The following is a 5,653-nucleotide window of genomic DNA, read 5'->3' on the forward strand; positions in this document are numbered from 1 at the left end:
TTGTCGTAGTAGTGTATAAAGAATAGGCAGGCGCGAGCCGCGAGCCGGTAACCATAAATAAAACTAAAACTATGAGTCTAAAACAACGTGTTGAAGCCGATATCAAAGAGGCGATGCTGGCCAGAGACAAACCTCGTCTGCAGGCACTCAGAGGTATAAAATCTCTGATCATGCTGGCCGAGACCGAAAAAGGCGGCGGCGAGGGCATTACGCCGGATACCGAGATGAAACTGCTGACAAAGGCCGCCAAGCAACGCCGCGAATCGGCCGAGGTATACGCACAGCAGCAGCGCGCTGACCTGGAGCAGATCGAGCTGGCAGAGCTGGCCGTGATTGAAGAGTACCTGCCCAAACAACTCGATGAGGGCGACCTGCGCGTTCGTTTGCTGGAAATCATTCAGCGGGTAGGGGCCACAGGACCTTCCGACCTGGGCCGGGTGATGGGCGTGGCCTCAAAAGAGCTGGCCGGGCAGGCTGATGGGCGAGCCATATCCAGTGCCGTCAGTGATCTGCTCAACAACACAGATTTTTAAGGTATAGCGCTTATCGGCCCCCTGCCGGGCTATGACGAGTGCAGCTTTTAAATTATATTTGAAGGCAGGAGTGGCAACAGGGCAACTCCTGCCTTAATTTATTTAAAAGTGAATACTTTCGATCTTTTTCTGGCGCTACCCATTCTCTTTGGCGCTTTCATGGGCTTCCGGAAAGGGTTGCTCCTGGAGCTGATTTCTCTTTTTGCCCTGGTACTGGCTATCCTGCTGGGGCTTAAGCTCATTGACACGGCGCTGCCGGTCATGAAAGAGTACATTGGCGATGCAGGTGGCCTACTGCCTTTTGTCACCTTCCTGGTGGTGTTTGTCGCGATCATTCTAGGGGTACGCGTGCTGGGCCTTCTGCTCAAGAAAATCATTGACTTTACGCCGTTTGGCTTATTCGATAACCTGCTGGGTGGCGTGCTGGGTGCGCTGAAGTGGTGCCTGGCGTTAAGCCTGCTGCTGTACATGGCTGACATGGCCGGCATTTCCATCACGGCCGAGACAGCGGCTGATTCAATCGTCTACCCGGTCGTGCTTAAAACAACACCTTACGCGCTTAGCATCCTGAGTTATGTGCTTCCCTTTATCAAGACACTACTAACCTCGCTGCAGGATCATTTTTAAAATTTGAAAATTTGCAGATGTGACGATGTGCAAATTGCAAGAGTCTGGCTTCTCAGATGTACCTCAGGGATTAGCTCTTATTGAAATCATCTTGAAATAGAGTGTATACATTTCCACATTTTCAAGTCATCACATCTTCAAATTGATCCATGCTGCTGTTGCTTGATAATTTTGATTCCTTTACCTACAACCTCGTGGACTACTTCGGGCAGCTGGGAGTGGAGGCGCATGTGGTCCGCAATGATGTGAAGCTGGAGGAACTACTCGAGCTGCCGGTGACAGGTATCGTGCTCTCGCCGGGACCGGGGGTACCCAAGGAAGCCGGCATCATGATGGAGGTGATACAGCATTACCACAAGCACGTACCGATGCTGGGCATTTGCCTGGGCCATCAGGCGCTGGGCGAGTTCTTCGGGGCAACCCTGGTGAAAGGTATACAGCCCATGCACGGCAAGATCTCGGAGATCACTTGTGAGGCAGATCCTTTATTTGAAGGTATACCGCATAAGATGCCGATTGTGCGGTATCATTCGCTCGTGCTCCGGCACAGTCCTGACTGTATCATGCCGCTTGCGTATACAGCACAAGGGGAACTGATGGCTTTCCGGCACAGGAGTCTGCCCCTCTATGCGCTGCAGTTTCATCCGGAGGCCGCCCTGACGACTTATGGACTGGATATGCTGCGAAATTGGGTTACTATTGCTAATATTGCAGACTAATTTTATCGTACATTTACAGTAGAGATTACTTTTATACAGTTTCCGTAATGAATTTACAGGTCAAACAAGAAGGCGAATTTCAGTATATTGATGAGGGCGAAGGGGAAGTATTGCTGTTGCTGCACGGGCTTTTCGGGGCACTGAGCAACTGGCAGGGCGTTGTAGATTATTTTTCGAAGCAGTACCGTGTCATTATTCCACTGATGCCAATCTATGAGATGGCTCTGCACAAAGCGGGTGTTCCGGGACTGGCATCTTTTATCGAGGATTTCGTTAAATTAAAAAACCTGAGCGACCTTACCCTGCTGGGCAACTCGCTGGGCGGCCACGTGGCATTGGTGTATACCTTGAAGAATCCTGCCAAAGTAAAACGCCTGGTACTGACAGGGAGCTCCGGCTTGTTTGAAGACTCCATGGGAGGCTCTTTTCCGAAGCGCGGCAACTATGACTATGTGAAAGAGCGGACAGAGTATACCTTCTATAACCCTCAAACGGCAACAAAAGAGCTGGTAGACGAGGTATTTGATATCACAAACAGTAATTCCAAGTGTCTCCGGATAATTGCCATAGCCAAATCGGCGCAGCGCCATAACATGGCCAAGGATATTACAAACATAAAGGTGCCGACCTTGTTAATTTGGGGACTGAACGATACCATCACGCCGCCGCTGGTAGCACATGAGTTTAACCGGCTGATGGAAAACTCCGATTTATATTTTATAGATAAGTGCGGACATGCCCCAATGATGGAACATCCCGAGCGGTTTAACAGTATTTTAGATAAATTCCTGGCTAAAACAGCAGTAAGAGAGACGACCCCATGATCGCAGAAGAACTCATCAATCAAATGATACCGCCGCTGAAGCTTTACGACACCGTCGAGAAGGCTCTGCGCTGGATGGATGAGTTTCGCGTAAACGAATTACCGGTCTCCAAAAACAAGAAGTACATGGGCCTGGCCACTGAAACCAGCCTGATCGACCTGGATGATCGCGGGCAAACACTGGAACAGGTGCAGCTGGAGTTCCAGGATGTCCACGTGATGCATTCGCAGCACTTCTATGATGTGATGGAAGCTGCCATTAAAAATAAAATACAGGTGGTGCCCGTGCTCGATGAAGAGCTGGATTACATGGGTATCATTACGATAAACGATACGCTGGCTGCCTTTGGCCAGATGTCGGCGCTGCAGGGGCAGGGCAGCATACTGGTGCTCTCCATGCCGGAGCGCGACTACTCCCTCAGCCAGATCAGCCGCCTGATTGAAGAAGAGAATACCAAAATCCTGAGTGCCTACGTGTCGCCGGATGAAGTGGATCCTTACAGTATAAAGCTGACGCTTAAACTCAATACAGCAGATCTTTCCCGCATTATAGCCACATTAGAGCGCTTTGAGTACCGGGTAACCGCTCAGTTTCAGGATGGCACCAAGTATGATGTCGGTCGTGACCGGCTGGATATGCTGTTTAAATACCTGGATATATAACTCCCTGGCAGTGCTGTTGCGTGTTGCCATTTGTATTCTTCTGCTGTCGCTGAGCAGTGCTTTGGTGGCTGCTCCCTGCGATAATCCCGACTTAGTGGTGCATGCCATCACCTTCACCGGCAACGAAACGACCCGGGAGAAAGTACTGCTTTTTGAACTCAACATAGCGCCCGGCGATACGGTGGCAGCCGGGGAACTGGAGCAGCGGCTGGAAGAGAACAGAAAACGCCTGATCAATTTGCGTCTTTTTCATGAGGTCAGCTATACCTATACCTGCGAGGAAGGCCGTGTTGCGGTTGCCTATACCCTGCAGGAGCGCTGGTACCTGTATCCCTTTCCGGTGTTTACACTGGCCGACCGCAACTTCAATGCCTGGCTGGAGAAAAAGGACTGGAGCCGTGTGGATTACGGGATAAATATTATACGCCGTAATTTTCGCGGACGCAACGAGGAGGTACGGTTGCGGTTTCAGCGGGGATTCAATAAGCGGCTTGAGGTTGTGTACAGGGTTCCCTACATCAGCCGCAGCCACAAGCTGGGCTTTGACCTGGGTATAGCCGACTACCGCAGCCGCGTGGTCGACTACAGGACCTTGAACAACCGGCAGCGGTTTTTTGAGCAGGAGCAGGGAGTGCCCATTAAGCGGACCTCTTTTACCACTGGCCTCACGCACCGGCAAAGTGTGCAGCGGCAGGAGGGCTTGCGGTTTACGTATGTGCAGGAAACAGTATCTGACTCGGTGCTCCTGCTGAATCCGGAGTACTTTACTTATGCCCTGCAGGAGCGGCAGTACTTGCGCGTGGATCTTACCAAAGTCATTAACCTGCGCAACTCCTTTGTTTATCCGCTTACAGGCAGCTATTTCGAGGCCATTGTGGCACAGACGATCTTCCTGGCCGGCACAGGCGCCCCTATAACTACGCTGCGTACAAAGTATGTGAACTATCAAAGGCTATCCGATAAGTATTATTACACCATAGGCGCAGAGGCGCAGGCCAGGCTGTCCCGGCGGCACGCTTACGCCGACAACGTTGCCTTGGGCTACAGGTCGCTGGTGCGCGGGTATGAGCTGAATGTGGTCGGAGGGCAGCACTTCGGGCTTTTCAAACAGGGACTGACACGTGAGTTACTCCAACTGGATGGCATTCAGCTGAAGTTTATTCGAAGTCCTAAATTCAATAAAGTGCCCCTGGCGCTTTACGCGAACGTGTTTACGGATGCCGGTTATGTCGTAGATAACGTGTATGAACAAGGCAACCCTTTGGCCAATCGCCTGCTGGTAGGGGCGGGAGCCGGGCTACACATGGTTACTTTTTATGATTTTGTATTTCGGGCGGAATATACAGTGAACAGGGAAGGCAACAGAGGGTTTTACCTGAGTGGGAGATTTCCTTTTTAATACGATCAAGACTTATGAAAATAGCTATACTAGGCAAGCCATTCGGCGAAGAGTATGAACCGTTTATTCAAAACCTGTTCGATGAACTGCAGCGCCGCAAGGCTGAGGTAGTGGTGGTAGAGCACTTCAGTCTGTTTTTGAGCAACAGGATCAACCTGCCTACCGGGCTTGGGACCTTTAGCCGGGGCGACAGGCTGGAAGGGGTGGACATTGTGCTGAGCATAGGAGGCGACGGCACCTTGCTGGACACGGTCACCTATGTCGGCGCACTGCAGATTCCCATCCTAGGCATCAATACGGGCCGATTGGGTTTTCTGGCCACCATCGCCCATGATAGCATCAACCTGGCGCTGGATGCCCTGTTCAAAGGCCACTATACCTTGGATGACCGGGCCTTGATCCGGGTGGAATCTGACCTGGAGATATTTGATGGGATTAATTTTGGGCTGAATGAATTTAGTCTTCTCAAGCGGGATTCGTCAGCCATGATCGCGGTGCATGCGTATATAGATGGTGAATATCTGAATTCTTACTGGGCTGATGGCCTGGTGGTGGCAACACCCACCGGCTCTACCGGTTATTCGCTCAGTTGTGGCGGCCCGTTGGTGCTGCCACAGACCAACAATTTCGTCATTTCACCCGTATGCCCCCATAATTTGAATGTGCGGCCCATGATTGTGTCGGACAAGAGCGTGATATCCTTTGAAGTGGAAGGGCGGAGCAGCACCTATCTGGCCACACTCGATTCCAGGTCAACGGCAGTAGATATGTCCGTTCAGTTAGCCGTACGGCGGGAAAGCTTCGTGGCACGGCTTGTTAAACTGCATCATGTCAATTTTTTGACGACCCTTCGCGGAAACCAGGCGTATCGATAAAGGTGACGATTGGT

General features: G+C 51.3%; 7 protein-coding genes. All 7 read left to right on the top strand.

What is annotated here, in order from left to right:
- Window positions 1-71 precede the first annotated feature (71 nt).
- The 7 genes from OB13_RS02855 to OB13_RS02885 all read left to right on the top strand — a co-directional run bounded on the left by OB13_RS02855 (window position 72) and on the right by OB13_RS02885 (window position 5,639).
- A complete protein-coding gene (locus OB13_RS02855) occupies window positions 72-533 on the top strand; it encodes a GatB/YqeY domain-containing protein (RefSeq protein WP_461488638.1) in 462 nt (153 codons plus the stop codon).
- Between the two features lie 108 nt (window positions 534-641).
- The gene (locus OB13_RS02860; protein WP_461488639.1) at window positions 642-1,160 is read left to right on the top strand and encodes a CvpA family protein; all 519 of its coding nucleotides are present in this window, start codon (window positions 642-644) and stop codon (window positions 1,158-1,160) included.
- A 149-nt stretch (window positions 1,161-1,309) separates the two neighbouring features.
- A complete protein-coding gene (locus OB13_RS02865) occupies window positions 1,310-1,879 on the top strand; it encodes an anthranilate synthase component II (RefSeq protein WP_461488640.1) in 570 nt (189 codons plus the stop codon).
- Window positions 1,880-1,926: 47 nt separating this feature from the next.
- A complete protein-coding gene (locus tag OB13_RS02870) occupies window positions 1,927-2,703 on the top strand; it encodes an alpha/beta fold hydrolase (protein WP_461488641.1) in 777 nt (258 codons plus the stop codon).
- Window positions 2,700-3,365 (top strand): cbs domain containing protein, encoded by a 666-nt coding sequence (locus OB13_RS02875; protein ID WP_461488642.1) that lies wholly within the window; start codon window positions 2,700-2,702, stop codon window positions 3,363-3,365. The genes OB13_RS02870 and OB13_RS02875 overlap by 4 nt, the downstream gene beginning before the upstream one ends.
- 10 nt (window positions 3,366-3,375) lie before the next feature.
- Window positions 3,376-4,764: a BamA/TamA family outer membrane protein gene (locus tag OB13_RS02880; RefSeq protein ID WP_461488643.1), complete on the top strand. Its 1,389-nt coding sequence runs from the start codon at window positions 3,376-3,378 to the stop codon at window positions 4,762-4,764.
- 14 nt (window positions 4,765-4,778) lie between these two features.
- The gene (locus OB13_RS02885) at window positions 4,779-5,639 is read left to right on the top strand and encodes an NAD kinase (RefSeq protein ID WP_461488644.1); all 861 of its coding nucleotides are present in this window, start codon (window positions 4,779-4,781) and stop codon (window positions 5,637-5,639) included.
- Window positions 5,640-5,653 lie beyond the last annotated feature (14 nt).

It is taken from the genome of Pontibacter sp. HJ8, from assembly GCF_054824225.1.